A 13,133-nucleotide genomic window follows, 5' to 3' on the forward strand; every position below is an offset into this window, starting at 1 on the left:
GCTACGGATAATGTAGCGTAGTGCTACGGTAAATGTAGCAACGGAAATCGCTCATGTCCCAGGCCTCACCGCGCATCGCCCCGCTCTCGCCGCCTTATCCCCTGGACATCCAGGCGCAGTTCGACCGCATCATGCGGGGTGCGCCGCCGCTGGTGCTGTTCCGGGTGATGGCGGGCCATGACCGCGCCTGGGACAAGTTTCGCGCGGGCGGGCTGCTTGATCCGGGGCCGCTCTCGCTGCGGCAGCGTGAGATCGTCATCGACCGCACCTGCGCGCTGAACGGATGCGAATACGAATGGGGCGTGCATGTCGCGATCTTCGCCGGGCCGGCGAAGCTCACCGCGGAGGAGGTGCGTGCGACGGTGCTGGGTGATGCGAATTCGGCCCTTTGGTCGCCGGCCGAACAGGCGCTGATCGCAGCCGTCGACGCGCTGCATCATCGCGCGACACTCGCGGACGAGGAGTTCGCCGCGCTGTCGACGCATTACGACGAGGCGCAGATCCTGGAGATCATGCTGCTGTGCGGCTTCTATCGCACGGTGTCGTATTTGGCGAACGGGCTGCGCTTGCCGCTGGAGGAGAACGCGGCGCGGTTTCCGGCGTAGGTCTCTCCACCGTCATTGCGAGGAGCGTCTCATCCTCACCGTCATTCCGGGGCGCGCGAAGCGCGAGCCCGGAATCCATCGGGCAGCGACCTCGGGGTGAAATGGATTCCGGGTTCGCGCCAAGTGGCGCGCCCCGGAATGACGGGTGAAGCGGGCTGCGCGCCCTACGCCACGCCCGCGCGCAGCAGATCGTGCAGGTGCACGATCCCCACCACCTTGCCCGCTTCCGTCACCAGCAGCGAGGTGATCTTGCGCGTGTTCAGCACCTCGATCATCTCGGTCGCGAGCATCGAGGGCGGCACGGTCTTGGGCTGCTTGGTCATGATCTCGTCGACGGTCACCGTCAGCAGATCGGGCCGCATGTGGCGGCGCAGATCGCCGTCGGTGATGATGCCGACGGCCTCGCCCGCATCGTTGACGATGCAGACGCAGCCGAGCCCCTTCGCCGACATCTCGACCACGGCTTCCGACATCTCGGTGCCGAGCGGCTTGAGCGGAATCTCAGCGCCCGTGCGCATGTAGTCGCGGACGAATTTCAGCATCGCGCCCAGCTTGCCGCCGGGGTGGAAATGCGCGAACTCCAGCGCGGTGAAGCCGCGTCCCTCCAGCAGCGCGATCGCGAGCGCGTCGCCGATCGCGGCCTGCATCAGCGTCGAGGTGGTCGGCGCCAGATTGTGCGGGCAGGCCTCGCGCGCCTTGGGCAGCTCGATCACGAGGTCGGCGGCCTGGCCGAGCGAGGACGACGCGCTCGAGGTCACCGCGATCATCGGGATCGCAAAGCGCGCCGAATAGTTCACGAGGTTCTTCATCTCCGGCTGCTCGCCGGACCAGGACAGCGCCAGGATGACGTCGTCGGGCGTGATCATGCCGAGGTCGCCATGACCGGCTTCGGCGGCGTGCACGAAGAAGGAAGGCGTGCCGGTCGAGGCCAGCGTCGCGGCGATCTTGCGGCCCATATGGCCTGATTTGCCGAGCCCGGTGACGATGACGCGGCCTTTGGCGTTGCGGATCAGCTCGACCGCCTTGGCGAACGGCTCGCCCAGCGGGCCGCGCAGCGCGGCGGCGAGCGCGTTGATGCCGCCGCTCTCCGTCTCCAGGGTGCGGAGCGCGGATTCGACGCTATCGGGAATGGAGCCGGATGATTGGGTCATCAGCGGTTTCGAGCTCGGCATGGTCGGGTCCAGGGAGGAGGGGCGTTCGCCCATTGGCGCCTGCTTAGCACGCCCCGATCAGCGAGGCGACGCGCGGCCGGATGCCCTCAACCGGTCATTAACCATAATTGTTTTAACTCCATTAACGATGGTTCTCGCCAGCCGGCGGGGATGATCGAGAAAGTGTTGATTTCGTTGGGGTAATTCCATCGTGGGGTCGTCTCCAGGCAGGGGCCGGAGCAAGGTCGCGCATTTCCTGCGCGCCGCTTTGCCGTGCCTCATGCTGACAGCCCTCGAAAGCGGCCCGGCGGCGGCCCAGGGCCTCACGCCCGACCTGTTCAATCCCAACCGCGGCGCCTTTGCTTCGCCTGACACGCTGCCAACCCGCCGCACCGCCGGCGTGCCGCAGGCGCCCTCCGACGCCTTGCCGAAACTGCCTGATCCCAACGCCGACCCGCGCCAGCGCCAGCAGGCGCCGGCGAGCTCGCGTGTCGGTCAGGTCCCGACCTACGGCCTGCCTGCTGCGACCGGCGCGAGCGCCTCCGGCTACGACTCGCTCAACCGCAAGCGGCAGCAGCCCAAGCTCTATCCGGGCCAGCCGAAGCCGAAGCGCGCCGCCGGTCCCGGCTCGCCACCGCCGCCGGCAACGCCGGCCACGACGCTGGGCCCGCCGCGCATCGCGCCCCCGCCGTCCGAGACGGCGCACAAGGTCCCGGTGCCGGCGGCGATGGCGGGCAACGTGCCCGGCCAGCCGCTGCGCCGTCGTCTCAAGCTCGACGAGGATCCGTTCGGTGCGGTCGGCGATTACGCCGGCAGCTTCCTGATCAAGGGCGGGCTCGAGCTCTCCGCCGGCTACGACAGCAATCCGACGCGCCTCAACAGACCGGTCGGTTCGCCCGCCTATGTCATCGCGCCCGATCTGCTCGTGGTGTCGGATTGGGAGCGCCACGCGCTGGTCGCCGATCTACGCGGCTCGTTCTCGGGCTACACCAACGACATGCCGGCGACGATCAACGGCTTGGCCTCGCCGTCGCCGGTCGAGGCCAACCGTCCCGATTTCAACGGCCATGTCGATGGCCGGCTCGACGTCACCCGCGATTTCAAGCTGACCTCGCAGCTGCGCCTGCGGCTCGCCACCGACAATCCCGGCAGCCCCAACGTGCAGGCCGGCCTGCAGAGATATCCGGTCTACGCCGCCTATGGCACGACGCTCGGCTTCGACCAGACGTTCAACCGCTTCCAGGTCGCGGCCGGCGCCACCGTCGATCGCACCGCCTACACCGATTCCAAGCTCACCGACGGCTCGACCTTCAGCAACGACGACCGCAACTTCAACCAATATGGCGGCGTCGGCCGCTTCTCCTACGACCTCAAGCCCGGCCTAAAACCCTTCGTCGAGATCCAGGGCGATACCCGCGTCCACGACCAGGCTTCCGACCGCAACGGCTATTTCCGCGATTCCAACGGCGGCTATGCCAAGGTCGGCTCGTCCTTCGAGTTCTCGCGCATCCTCACCGGCGAGATCTCGGTCGGCTATTCCGCGCGCAGCTACACCGATCCGCGCCTCAGCCAGCTCGCAGGGTTTCTGACCACGGGCTCGCTGATCTGGAGCGCCAGCGGCCTCACCACGGTGAAGTTCTTCACCGACACGCAGATATCGGAGACCACGGTCCCCGGCTCATCCGGCGTCCTGGTGCGCACTTACTCCGCCCAAGTCGACCACGACTTCCGCCGCTGGCTCACCGCGGTCGGCAAGTTCACCTACGGCACGCTCGACTACCAGGGCCAGAACCGCAACGACAAGACCTACTCGTTCGAAAGCAATTTGATCTACAAGCTCAACCGCAACATCTGGGTCAAGGGCACGCTGCGCCACGACATCCTGAATTCGAGCCAGCCGGGCTCGAGCTCGCAGGGCACGGTGGTGCTGCTCGGGGTGAGGCTGCAGAATTGAGGCGCTTGTTAGCGCGTCGCACGAGACGAAGCCGAAAGGCGCGGCTCTCTCCAATTGTCATTCCGGGGCGCGCCACTTGGCGCGAGCCCGGAATCCATCGGGCGTCTGGGTTGGTGATGAATGGATTCTCAGGTGCGCAATTGCGCACCATAGCTCGCGCTTCGCGCGCCCCGGAATGACATCTCAGCGCGGCAAATCCGTCTTCCCCATAAGGAACGTATCGATCGACCGCGCGCACAGCCGGCCCTCGCGGATCGCCCACACGACGAGCGATTGCCCACGCCGCATGTCGCCGGCGGTGAACACGTTGGGGCGCGAGGTCTGGTAGTCCAGCGTGTTGGCCTTGACGTTGCCGCGCGGGTCGAGCTCGACCGCGAGCAGCTTGAGCAGGCCCTCGTGCACGGGATGGACGAAGCCCATCGCGAGCAGGACCAGCTCGGCATCGAGCTCGAACTCGGTGCCGGCAATCGGCTTGAACTTGTCGTCGACGCGGACGCAGTGCAGCTTCTTGACCTGGCCGTTCTCGCCCGAGAACTTCTGGGTCAGCACGGCGTATTCGCGCACCGCGCCTTCGGCCTGGCTCGAGGAGGTCCGCATCTTCAGCGGCCAGTTCGGCCAGGTCAGGCCCTTGTTCTCGCGCTCAGGGGGAGCGGGCATGATCTCGAGCTGCGTCACCGAGAGCGCGCCCTGGCGCAGCGAGGTGCCGATGCAGTCGCTTCCGGTGTCGCCGCCGCCGATGACGACGACATGCTTGCCGCCGGCCAGGATCTCCTGGACGCCGCCGAGCGGCTCCTCGGAGACGCGGCGGTTCTGCTGCGGGAGGAAGTCCATGGCGTAGTGGATGCCGGCGAGCTCGCGGCCGGGGATCGGCAGGTCGCGCGGGGCTTCCGCACCGCCGGTCAGCGCCACGGCGTCGTACTCGTTGAGCATCTCGCGCGGATCGACGTTGCCCTCAGCGCCGACATGGCTGTTGTAGTGGAAGGTGACGCCTTCAGCTTCCATCTGCGCCACGCGGCGGTCAATGACGCCCTTCTCCATCTTGAAGTCGGGGATGCCGTAGCGCAGCAGGCCGCCGGCCTTGGCGTACTTCTCGTAGAGGTGGACGTCGTGGCCGGCGCGCGCCAGCTGCTGCGCACAGGCCATGCCGGCCGGACCCGAGCCGATCACCGCGACTTTCTTGCCGGTCTTCACAGTCGCGACTTCCGGCTGGAGCCAGCCATTGTCCCAGGCGCGATCGACGATCGCGCATTCGATGGTCTTGATGGTGACGGGGTTGTCGTCGATGTTGAGCGTGCAGGACGCCTCGCACGGCGCCGGGCAAATGCGCCCCGTGAACTCCGGGAAATTGTTGGTCGAATGCAGGTTGCGCGAGGCTTCTTCCCAATTGCCCTGGTAGACGAGGTCGTTCCAGTCGGGAATCTGGTTGTTGACCGGACAGCCCGGCGTGCCCGGCGCGACCGAGCCGGTGCCGTGGCAATAGGGAATGCCGCAATTCATGCAGCGCGCGGCCTGGTCGCGCACCTCCTTCTCGGAGAGCGGAACGACGAATTCCTTGTAATGCTTCACGCGCTCGGCGACCGGGGTGTACTTGCGGTCGTGCCGTTCGATTTCCAGAAAACCCGTGATCTTGCCCATTAAACCCGAAGTCCCTGCCGCTTAAATTCGTCTTGTTGTTTCCTCACCGTCATTGCGAGGAGCGAAGCGACGAAGCAATCCAGTCTTTTTTCCGCGGAGAGATTCTGGATTGCTCCGCTTCGCTCGCAATGACGAGGTGTAATGCCTTACGCCCCGATCGCGATTTTCGGCTCGGCGTCCGCGTTGGCCGCCATCTCGCGCAGCGCGCGCCGGTACTCGACCGGCATCACCTTGCGGAATTTGGGCAGCCAGTCCTTCCAATTGGCAAGGATGTCGGCGGCGCGCTTGGAGCCGGTGGCTTTGGCGTGGCGCGAGATCAGGACGTGCAGCCGCTCGACGTCGGAGGCGAGCAGGTTCCTGAACACGTCGACCCGGCCATGCGCCTCGAGGTCGCCGGCATGGTGATAGGTGCCGGCGTTGATCAGCTCCTCCGACAGCACCGGCTCGAGCTCGACCATGCTGAGGTTGCACAGCTTGTCGAAGTCGCCGGCCTCGTCGAGCACGTAGGCGATACCGCCGGACATGCCGGCCGCGAAGTTGCGCCCGGTCTTGCCGAGCACGACCACGATGCCGCCGGTCATGTATTCGCAGCAATGATCGCCCGCGCCCTCGACCACGGCGACCGCGCCCGAGTTACGCACGGCAAAACGCTCGCCGGCGATGCCACGGAAGTAGCACTCGCCCTCGATCGCGCCGTACATCACGGTGTTGCCGACGATGATGCTCTCTTCCGGCACGATGGCCGAGTTCCTCGGCGGCTTGACGATGATCTTGCCGCCCGAGAGGCCCTTGCCGACATAGTCGTTACCCTCACCTTCGAGCTCGAAGGTGAGGCCGTGGGCGAGCCAGGCGCCGAAGGCCTGGCCCGCGGTGCCCTTGAGGCTGACATGGATGGTGTCGTGCGGCAGGCCGGCATGGCCGTAGATCTTGGCCACCGCGCCGGACAGCATCGCGCCTGCGGAGCGGTTGGTGCTGTTGATGGCGGCCTCGATCTTCACCGGCGCGCCGCGATCGAGCGCTGCCTGCGCCTTCTCGATCAGCGTGCGGTCGAGCACCGCCTCCAGATGATGGTTCTGGCGCTCGGAGTGATAGATCTTCTGGCCCTTCTCTTCCTTCTGCTTGACGAAGAGCTTGGAGAAGTCGAGCCCCTTGGCCTTCCAATGCGCGACCAGCTTGGTCTGGTCGAGCAGCTGCACCTGGCCGACCATCTCGTTGAAGGTGCGGAAGCCGAGCGAAGCCATGATCTCGCGGACTTCCTCGGCGACGAAGAAGAAGTAGTTGATCACGTGCTCGGGCTGGCCGGTGAAGCGCTTGCGCAGGACAGGGTCCTGGGTCGCGACGCCGACCGGGCAGGTGTTGAGATGGCACTTGCGCATCATGATGCAGCCGGCCGCAATCAGCGGCGCGGTGGCGAAGCCGAACTCGTCGGCGCCCAGCAGCGCGCCGATCACGACGTCACGGCCGGTGCGGAAGCCGCCGTCGACCTGGACCACGATGCGGCTGCGCAGCCGCTCGCGCACCAGGGTCTGGTGGGTTTCGGCGAGCCCGATTTCCCACGGCGATCCCGCATGCTTGATCGAGGTCAGCGGCGAAGCACCCGTGCCGCCCTCGAAGCCCGCGATGGTGACATGGTCGGCGCGCGCCTTGGCAACGCCCGCGGCCACAGTGCCGACGCCGATCTCCGAGACGAGCTTGACCGAGACGTCGCCGGTCGGGTTGACGTTCTTGAGGTCGTAGATGAGCTGCGCCAGGTCCTCGATCGAGTAGATGTCGTGGTGCGGCGGCGGCGAGATCAGGCCGACGCCCGGCGTCGAGTGCCGGACTCTTGCGATGGTCGCGTCGACCTTGTGGCCGGGCAGCTGGCCACCTTCGCCGGGCTTGGCACCCTGCGCCATCTTGATCTGCATCATGTCGGAGTTGACGAGATACTCCGTCGTGACGCCGAAGCGGCCCGAGGCGACCTGCTTGATCGCCGAACGCATGGAATCGCCGTTCGGCATCGGCTTGAAGCGGTCGGCTTCCTCGCCGCCTTCGCCGGTGTTCGACTTGCCGCCGATCCGGTTCATGGCGATCGCGAGCGTGGTGTGCGCCTCGCGCGAGATCGAGCCGAAGCTCATCGCACCGGTGGCGAAACGCTTGACGATCTCCTTGGCCGGCTCGACCTGGTCGAGCGGGATCGGCTTGCGCTTTTCTTCCTCCGCGTTCTTGATCCGGAACAGGCCGCGCAGCGTCAACAGGCGCTCCGACTGCTCGTTCAGGATCTTGGCGAAGGCGCGGTAGCGCTCCTGCGAATTGCCGCGCGCGGCGTGCTGCAGCAGCGACACCGACTCCGCGGTCCAGGCATGGTCCTCGCCGCGGCTGCGATAGGCATATTCGCCGCCGACATCGAGCGCGGTCTTGTAGACCTGCGCCTCGCCGAACGCGTCGGCATGACGGCGCACGGCTTCCTCGGCGATCTCGCCAAGGCCGACGCCCTCGACGCGGGTGTGCGTGCCGGCGAAGAACTTGGCGACGAAGTCGGCCTTGAGGCCGACCGCGTCGAAGATCTGCGCGCCGCAATAGGACTGATAGGTCGAGATGCCCATCTTGGACATCACCTTGAGCAGGCCCTTGCCGATCGACTTGATGTAGCGCTTGACGATCTCATAGTCGTCGAGCGAGCCGGGCAGGCGGTCCTTCATCGCGGTGATGGTCTCGAACGCGAGGTACGGATTGATCGCTTCGGCGCCGTAGCCGGCAAGGCAGGCGAAGTGATGCACTTCGCGCGGCTCGCCGGATTCGACGACGAGGCCGACCGAGGTGCGCAGGCCGGTGCGGATCAGGTGATGATGCACGGCGGCGCAGGCCAGCAGCGATGGGATCGGCACGCGGTCGGTGCCGACCATGCGGTCGGACAGGATGATGATGTTGACGCCCTCGCGCACCGCGCTTTCGGCGCGCGCGCAGAGCTCGTCGAGCACCTGGTCCATGCCCGCCGCGCCGAGGCCGGCGTGGAAGGTGGTGTCCAGCGTGCGCGACTTGAAGTGCGACTCCGCCACCTCCGAGATCGAGCGGATCTTTTCCAGGTCCGCGTCGGTCAGGATCGGCTGGCGCACTTCGAGGCGCTTGGTCGTGGCCATGCCCTGCAGGTCGAACAGGTTCGGCCGCGGCCCGATGATCGAGACGAGGCTCATCACCAGCTCTTCGCGGATCGGGTCGATCGGCGGGTTGGTGACCTGCGCGAAGTTCTGCTTGAAGTAGGTGAACAGCGGCTTGGCCTTGTCCGACAGCGCCGAAATCGGCGTGTCGTTGCCCATCGAGCCCGCGGCTTCTTCGCCCGTGGCCGCCATCGGCGTCATCAGAAGGGTGATGTCTTCCTGGCTGTAGCCGAACGCCTGCTGGCGGTCGAGCAGCGACAGGTTTGAGCGCACGCCCGTGGTCGGCACCTTCGGCAGGTCTTCCAGCACGATCTGGGTCCGCTCCAGCCACTCCTTGTAGGGATGGCTGGCGGCGAGCGAAGCCTTGATCTCGTCGTCCGGGATTAGGCGGCCTTGCTCGAGGTCGACCAGCAGCATCTTGCCCGGCTGCAGCCGCCACTTGGTGATGATCTGGTCCTCTGGGATCGTCAGCACGCCCATCTCGGACGCCATGACGATGCGATCGTCCTTGGTGACGAGATAGCGGGCGGGCCGGAGGCCGTTGCGGTCGAGCGTGGCGCCGATCTGGCGGCCGTCGGTGAAGGCGATCGCGGCCGGGCCGTCCCACGGCTCCATCAGCGCGGCATGATATTCGTAGAAGGCGCGGCGCTTCTCATCCATCAAGGGATTGCCGGCCCACGCCTCCGGAATCATCATCATCACGGCGTGCGGCAGCGAGTAGCCGCCCTGCACCAGGAATTCGAGCGCGTTGTCGAAGCAGGCGGTGTCCGACTGTCCCTCATAGGAGATCGGCCAGAGCCGGTTGATGTCCTTGCCGTAGAGCTCGGAGCTGACCGAGGCCTGGCGTGCCGCCATCCAGTTGACGTTGCCGCGCAGCGTGTTGATCTCGCCGTTATGCGCGATCATGCGGTAGGGATGCGCCAGCGACCAGGCCGGGAAGGTGTTGGTCGAGAAGCGCTGATGCACGAGCGCCAGCGCGCTCTCGAAGTCAGCCTCGTGCAGATCGGGATAGTACTTGCCGAGCTGGTCGGCGAGGAACATGCCCTTGTAGATCACGGTGCGGCAGGACATCGAGCACGGGTAATAGCCGGCAAGGCCGCGGTCGCGGCGCTGGTAGATCGCCTGCGAGATCGACTTGCGCAGGATGTAGAGCCGGCGCTCGAACTCGTCCTCGGTCTTGGCGGTGCCGTTGCGGCCGATGAACACCTGCATGCAGGCGGGCTCGGTCGGCTTCACGGTGACGCCCAGCGAGGAATTGTCGGTCGGCACGTCGCGCCAGCCGAGCAAGGTCAGACCCTCTTCCTTGATCTGGTCGGCGACGATGCTCTTGATCACGTTGCGCCAGGCGGTGTCGCGCGGCATGAACAACGCGCCGATGGCGTATTCGCCGGGCGCCGGCAACTTGAAGCCGAGTTCGGAGGCCTTACGGCTGAAGAAGGCGTGCGGGATCTGCACCAGAATGCCGGCGCCGTCACCCGCGCGCGGGTCGGCGCCGACGGCGCCGCGATGCTCGAGGTTGCAGAGGATGCTCAGCGCGTCCGAGACGATCTCGTGCGACTTCTTGCCCTTGATGTTGGCGATGAAGCCGACGCCGCAAGAGTCCTTCTCCAGGCTCGGATCGTACAGGCCTTCGGCTTTGGGGCGCGAATTGTGCTCTTGAATCGGTGAGGTGATCGGATCGGTCGTTTTCGAGGCGACCGTCGCCGACAGCTCTTCTGCCACGATGTTTGCGCGCTCGAATTGCGACCCGTTCATTGTTCCTGTCCTCTCCATGCGGCAAGCTGCCTCACCGCCATCTTCGGCGCACCTTGGGCGTCCCGCGGCACCCGCTCCTGGGCCACCGCTCGTCCTCTGCGAGCCGCATTTTCTTAAATTCAGGCCTAGGCGTTCTTCGTCCCCGAGAACGGCTTTGCCTGGTACCTTGCCGGCGCTCGAGAGCACCAGTTCTCGCTGCAATCCCTATGCCGGAACCGCAGGCAAAATTGAGACAGTCTTCCTGTCCTAACCATCACCTTGCCAAATTTTTGTCTAGCACACAAGCGCGCGGAAGTCCCGATTCCGCAGAAGTCAATCGATCGCTTTCCAAAAGTTGCGCAGCCCCGGTTTTGAGGCAAACACGCCCTGATCCGGCCCCGGCGGCGCCGAAATCCCAAATGAAGCTTCGGATCAACCCTTCGGAAGGCGCGCCACGCCGCGAGAAGCGAAAGAGGGCGGCCACCGGAGGGCCTGACAGGAGCGTCTGGATCATGAAGTTTTTCACAGGATGTGTGGCCGCCGCCGTGCTGGCGCTGGGTGCCAGTGCGGGGCAGGCCCAGGTTCCCGCGAGCGGTATCGCCAGAGGGGCCGTCATCGCGGTCTCGGATTTCGACCGGCCCTATGCGCCGCCGGAAGCCGCCCCGCCGCCGCGCTACGGTTATGGCTACGAGGAGCGCGGCCCTGCGCTGGCCTTGTTGCCGCCGACCGAGGTTTACGCCGTGCTGCGCGAAAACGGCTTCTCGCCGCTCGGCATTCCGCGCCTGCGCGGCGGCGTCTACACCATCGCGGTGATCGACAGAAACGGCGACGATGGCCGGCTGGTGATCGACGCCCGCGACGGGCGGATCATCCGCTTCATGCCCGCCCCTGACGCCTATGGCATGGCGCCCGCCTATGACGAGCGCGCGGTCGCGCCCTACGGGCCGCAAACCGCACTGCCGCCGACCGTGGTCCGCGGCGGCCCGCCGCGCCCGCCGGCGTCGATCCCGCATGTGGCAAGCCGCGCCGTGCCGCTGCCGAAGGCCGCCCCGCGGCGCGCCGAGCCGCCGGTCGTCGTTGCCAAGCCAGCCGAGCCGGCGGCGCAGGCAGCGCAGGCCCAACCCGCGCAGCAAGCCGCCGTGGTGCAAGCCAAGCCGACCGAAGCCGCTCCGCAAGCAACCGCGCCGACCGTCGGTCAGGTCAGGCCGGCCCCGACCATCCTGCCGACGCAGGAGATGCCAGCAGCACTGGGGCTGGATTAGGCCTCAGCAAACGGAAAGCGCCCGAGAATCTCTCGGGCGCTTTTGCGTGAACTGACTGCGCCTCAGCTCCGCGGATAGCCCGCCGCATCCAGGATCAGATTCGCCACCTCCTTTGGATGCGACACCAGCGAGAGGTGGCCGGCATCGAGCTCGATCGTGGTGGCGTTCATGCGCTTGGCGAGGAAGCGCTCGAAATCGGGGTTGATGGTGTAGTCGTTCTTCGACACCGCGTACCAGCTCGGCTTGGAGCGCCAGGCCGCCTCCGTGGTGCGGCCGGCGAAGATCGAGGCCGCCGTCGGCCATTGCACGGCGTAGAGCTCCTTGGCCTGCTCCGGCTTCACGCCGTTGGCGAAGTACTTCAGGAAGGCCTCTTCCGAGAGCTTGGTGTAGCCGTCGCGCTCGACGATGCCGGCGCGCGCCGGCCCGGCCGGAAACTGCTTCGACAGCGCCACGAAATCCTCGTTCGCATCGGGCGCGCGTGCGGCGACGTAGACGAGGCCGGTGACCTTCGGGTCGGTGCCGACCTGGCTGATCACGGTGCCGCCCCAGGAATGCGCGACCAGCACCGTCGGCCCGTCCTGCTCGGCCAGCGCCCGCTTGGTCGCCTCGACGGAGTCGCTGAGCGAGGACAGCGGATTCTGCACGGCGGTCACATGCAGGCCTGCAGCCTGCAGGATCGGGATCACCTCCGACCAGCTCGAGCCGTCGGCCCAGGCGCCGTGCACCAGCACGACGTTCTTCGCCTTGACCGTCTGCGGTGTCTGGGCATGAGCGAGGTTGAGGGGAGCGGCCAAAAGGCTCGCGGCGACGAAAAGGCTGCGCCAGAGTGACATGAACTTCTCCGTGTTTTTGGTTCGATGCCCAAAGGACGGAGAGCGAGGCGACGGTGTTACGCCATCACTGCTCTGTGATGCATTGCAACGAAAAAAACGCCCCGGGGCACCGGGGCGTTTTTCGCAACCTGGAAGTCGCTGGGTTTGGTCGCCTGGCTCAGGCGGCCTGCGCGGCGGAGTTCTCGATCACCTGCGCCTTGGCGCCGGCGTTGATCGCGATCTGGCGCGGCTTCTTGGCCTCGGGAATCTCGCGGACGAGGTCGACGTGAAGCAGCCCGTTCTCGAGCGAGGCGTCCTTCACCTGCACGAAGTCGGCAAGCTGGAAGGCGCGCTCGAAGGCACGCGCGGCGATGCCGCGGTAGAGCACTTCGGATTTCGAGTTCTCGTTCGCGACTTTCTCGCCCTTGATCGTCAGCGTGTTTTCCTTGGCGACGATGGAGAGCTCATCCTTGGCAAAGCCCGAGACCGCAACGGTGATGCGGTAGGCGTTCTCGCCGGTGCGCTCGATGTTGTAGGGGGGATAACCGGGGCTGCCGTCGGAGCTGGCTTGGTCGAGCAGGTTGAAGAGACGGTCGAAGCCGACGGTGGAACGATAGAACGGAGTGAGATCGTAGCTACGCATGGTCAAGTCCTCCATTGAGCGACTGTTGGTAACCCGCCCGCCAATCGGGCCGGGCTTTAGTCTGTGTGCAGCCTGATGTTCCGGTTCCGAAACACTGGTAGCGGCCTGCACGAAGGTGATATGGGTGGAACGAGACGGCGTTCAAGAGGGCGGGACAGGCGCCTTTTCGGCGCTTTGGCCCCTTGATTTGCAGCACTTCC

General features: G+C 66.1%; 8 protein-coding genes. 3 read left to right on the top strand and 5 right to left on the bottom strand.

Features of this window, described 5'->3' with window-relative positions; translation table 11 throughout:
* The first annotated feature begins 53 nt into the window (after positions 1–53).
* On the top strand, positions 54–605 hold the full coding sequence (locus I6F37_RS24510) for a carboxymuconolactone decarboxylase family protein (RefSeq protein WP_035997775.1): 552 nt from the start codon (positions 54–56) through the stop codon (positions 603–605).
* Between the two features lie 164 nt (positions 606–769).
* Here the strand turns inward: I6F37_RS24510 and I6F37_RS24515 are convergent, their stop codons facing one another.
* A complete protein-coding gene (locus I6F37_RS24515; RefSeq protein ID WP_225152941.1) occupies positions 770–1,777 on the bottom strand; it encodes an SIS domain-containing protein in 1,008 nt (335 codons plus the stop codon).
* Between the two features lie 190 nt (positions 1,778–1,967).
* Between I6F37_RS24515 and I6F37_RS24520 the strand changes: the two genes are divergently transcribed.
* Complete coding sequence (locus tag I6F37_RS24520; protein WP_225152943.1) at positions 1,968–3,710, top strand: outer membrane beta-barrel protein; 1,743 nt, start codon at positions 1,968–1,970, stop codon at positions 3,708–3,710.
* Between the two features lie 183 nt (positions 3,711–3,893).
* Here I6F37_RS24520 and I6F37_RS24525 read toward each other — a convergent pair whose 3' ends face one another.
* On the bottom strand, positions 3,894–5,345 hold the full coding sequence (locus tag I6F37_RS24525; RefSeq protein WP_225139351.1) for a glutamate synthase subunit beta: 1,452 nt from the start codon (positions 5,343–5,345) through the stop codon (positions 3,894–3,896).
* Between the two features lie 146 nt (positions 5,346–5,491).
* Positions 5,492–10,237 (bottom strand): glutamate synthase large subunit, encoded by a 4,746-nt coding sequence (gene gltB, locus I6F37_RS24530; RefSeq protein WP_225152945.1) that lies wholly within the window; start codon positions 10,235–10,237, stop codon positions 5,492–5,494.
* 491 nt (positions 10,238–10,728) lie between these two features.
* On the opposite strand from gltB, the gene I6F37_RS24535 reads away from it, so the two are divergent.
* Entirely contained in the window at positions 10,729–11,478 is a 750-nt protein-coding gene (locus I6F37_RS24535; RefSeq protein WP_225152947.1) for a hypothetical protein, read from the top strand.
* A 62-nt stretch (positions 11,479–11,540) separates the two neighbouring features.
* On the opposite strand, the gene I6F37_RS24540 is transcribed toward I6F37_RS24535, so the two are convergent.
* Complete coding sequence (locus I6F37_RS24540) at positions 11,541–12,311, bottom strand: alpha/beta fold hydrolase (RefSeq protein WP_036036655.1); 771 nt, start codon at positions 12,309–12,311, stop codon at positions 11,541–11,543.
* A 157-nt stretch (positions 12,312–12,468) separates the two neighbouring features.
* Positions 12,469–12,933 (bottom strand): Hsp20 family protein, encoded by a 465-nt coding sequence (locus I6F37_RS24545; protein WP_035997846.1) that lies wholly within the window; start codon positions 12,931–12,933, stop codon positions 12,469–12,471.
* Between the last annotated feature and the right edge of the window lie 200 nt (positions 12,934–13,133).

This window comes from Bradyrhizobium sp. NBAIM08 (assembly GCF_020193935.1).
Lineage (GTDB): Bacteria > Pseudomonadota > Alphaproteobacteria > Rhizobiales > Xanthobacteraceae > Bradyrhizobium > Bradyrhizobium yuanmingense.

What these genes read in the sequence shown, in the direction of transcription:
- I6F37_RS24510 (WP_035997775.1), top strand. Translation starts at nt 54, where the DNA reads ATGTCCCAGGCCTCACCGCGCATCGCCCCGCTCTCGCCGCCTTATCCC.
- I6F37_RS24515 (WP_225152941.1), bottom strand. Translation starts at nt 1,777, where the DNA reads ATGCCGAGCTCGAAACCGCTGATGACCCAATCATCCGGCTCCATTCCC.
- I6F37_RS24525 (WP_225139351.1), bottom strand. Translation starts at nt 5,345, where the DNA reads ATGGGCAAGATCACGGGTTTTCTGGAAATCGAACGGCACGACCGCAAG.
- gltB (WP_225152945.1), bottom strand. Translation starts at nt 10,237, where the DNA reads ATGAACGGGTCGCAATTCGAGCGCGCAAACATCGTGGCAGAAGAGCTG.
- I6F37_RS24535 (WP_225152947.1), top strand. Translation starts at nt 10,729, where the DNA reads ATGAAGTTTTTCACAGGATGTGTGGCCGCCGCCGTGCTGGCGCTGGGT.
- I6F37_RS24540 (WP_036036655.1), bottom strand. Translation starts at nt 12,311, where the DNA reads ATGTCACTCTGGCGCAGCCTTTTCGTCGCCGCGAGCCTTTTGGCCGCT.
- I6F37_RS24545 (WP_035997846.1), bottom strand. Translation starts at nt 12,933, where the DNA reads ATGCGTAGCTACGATCTCACTCCGTTCTATCGTTCCACCGTCGGCTTC.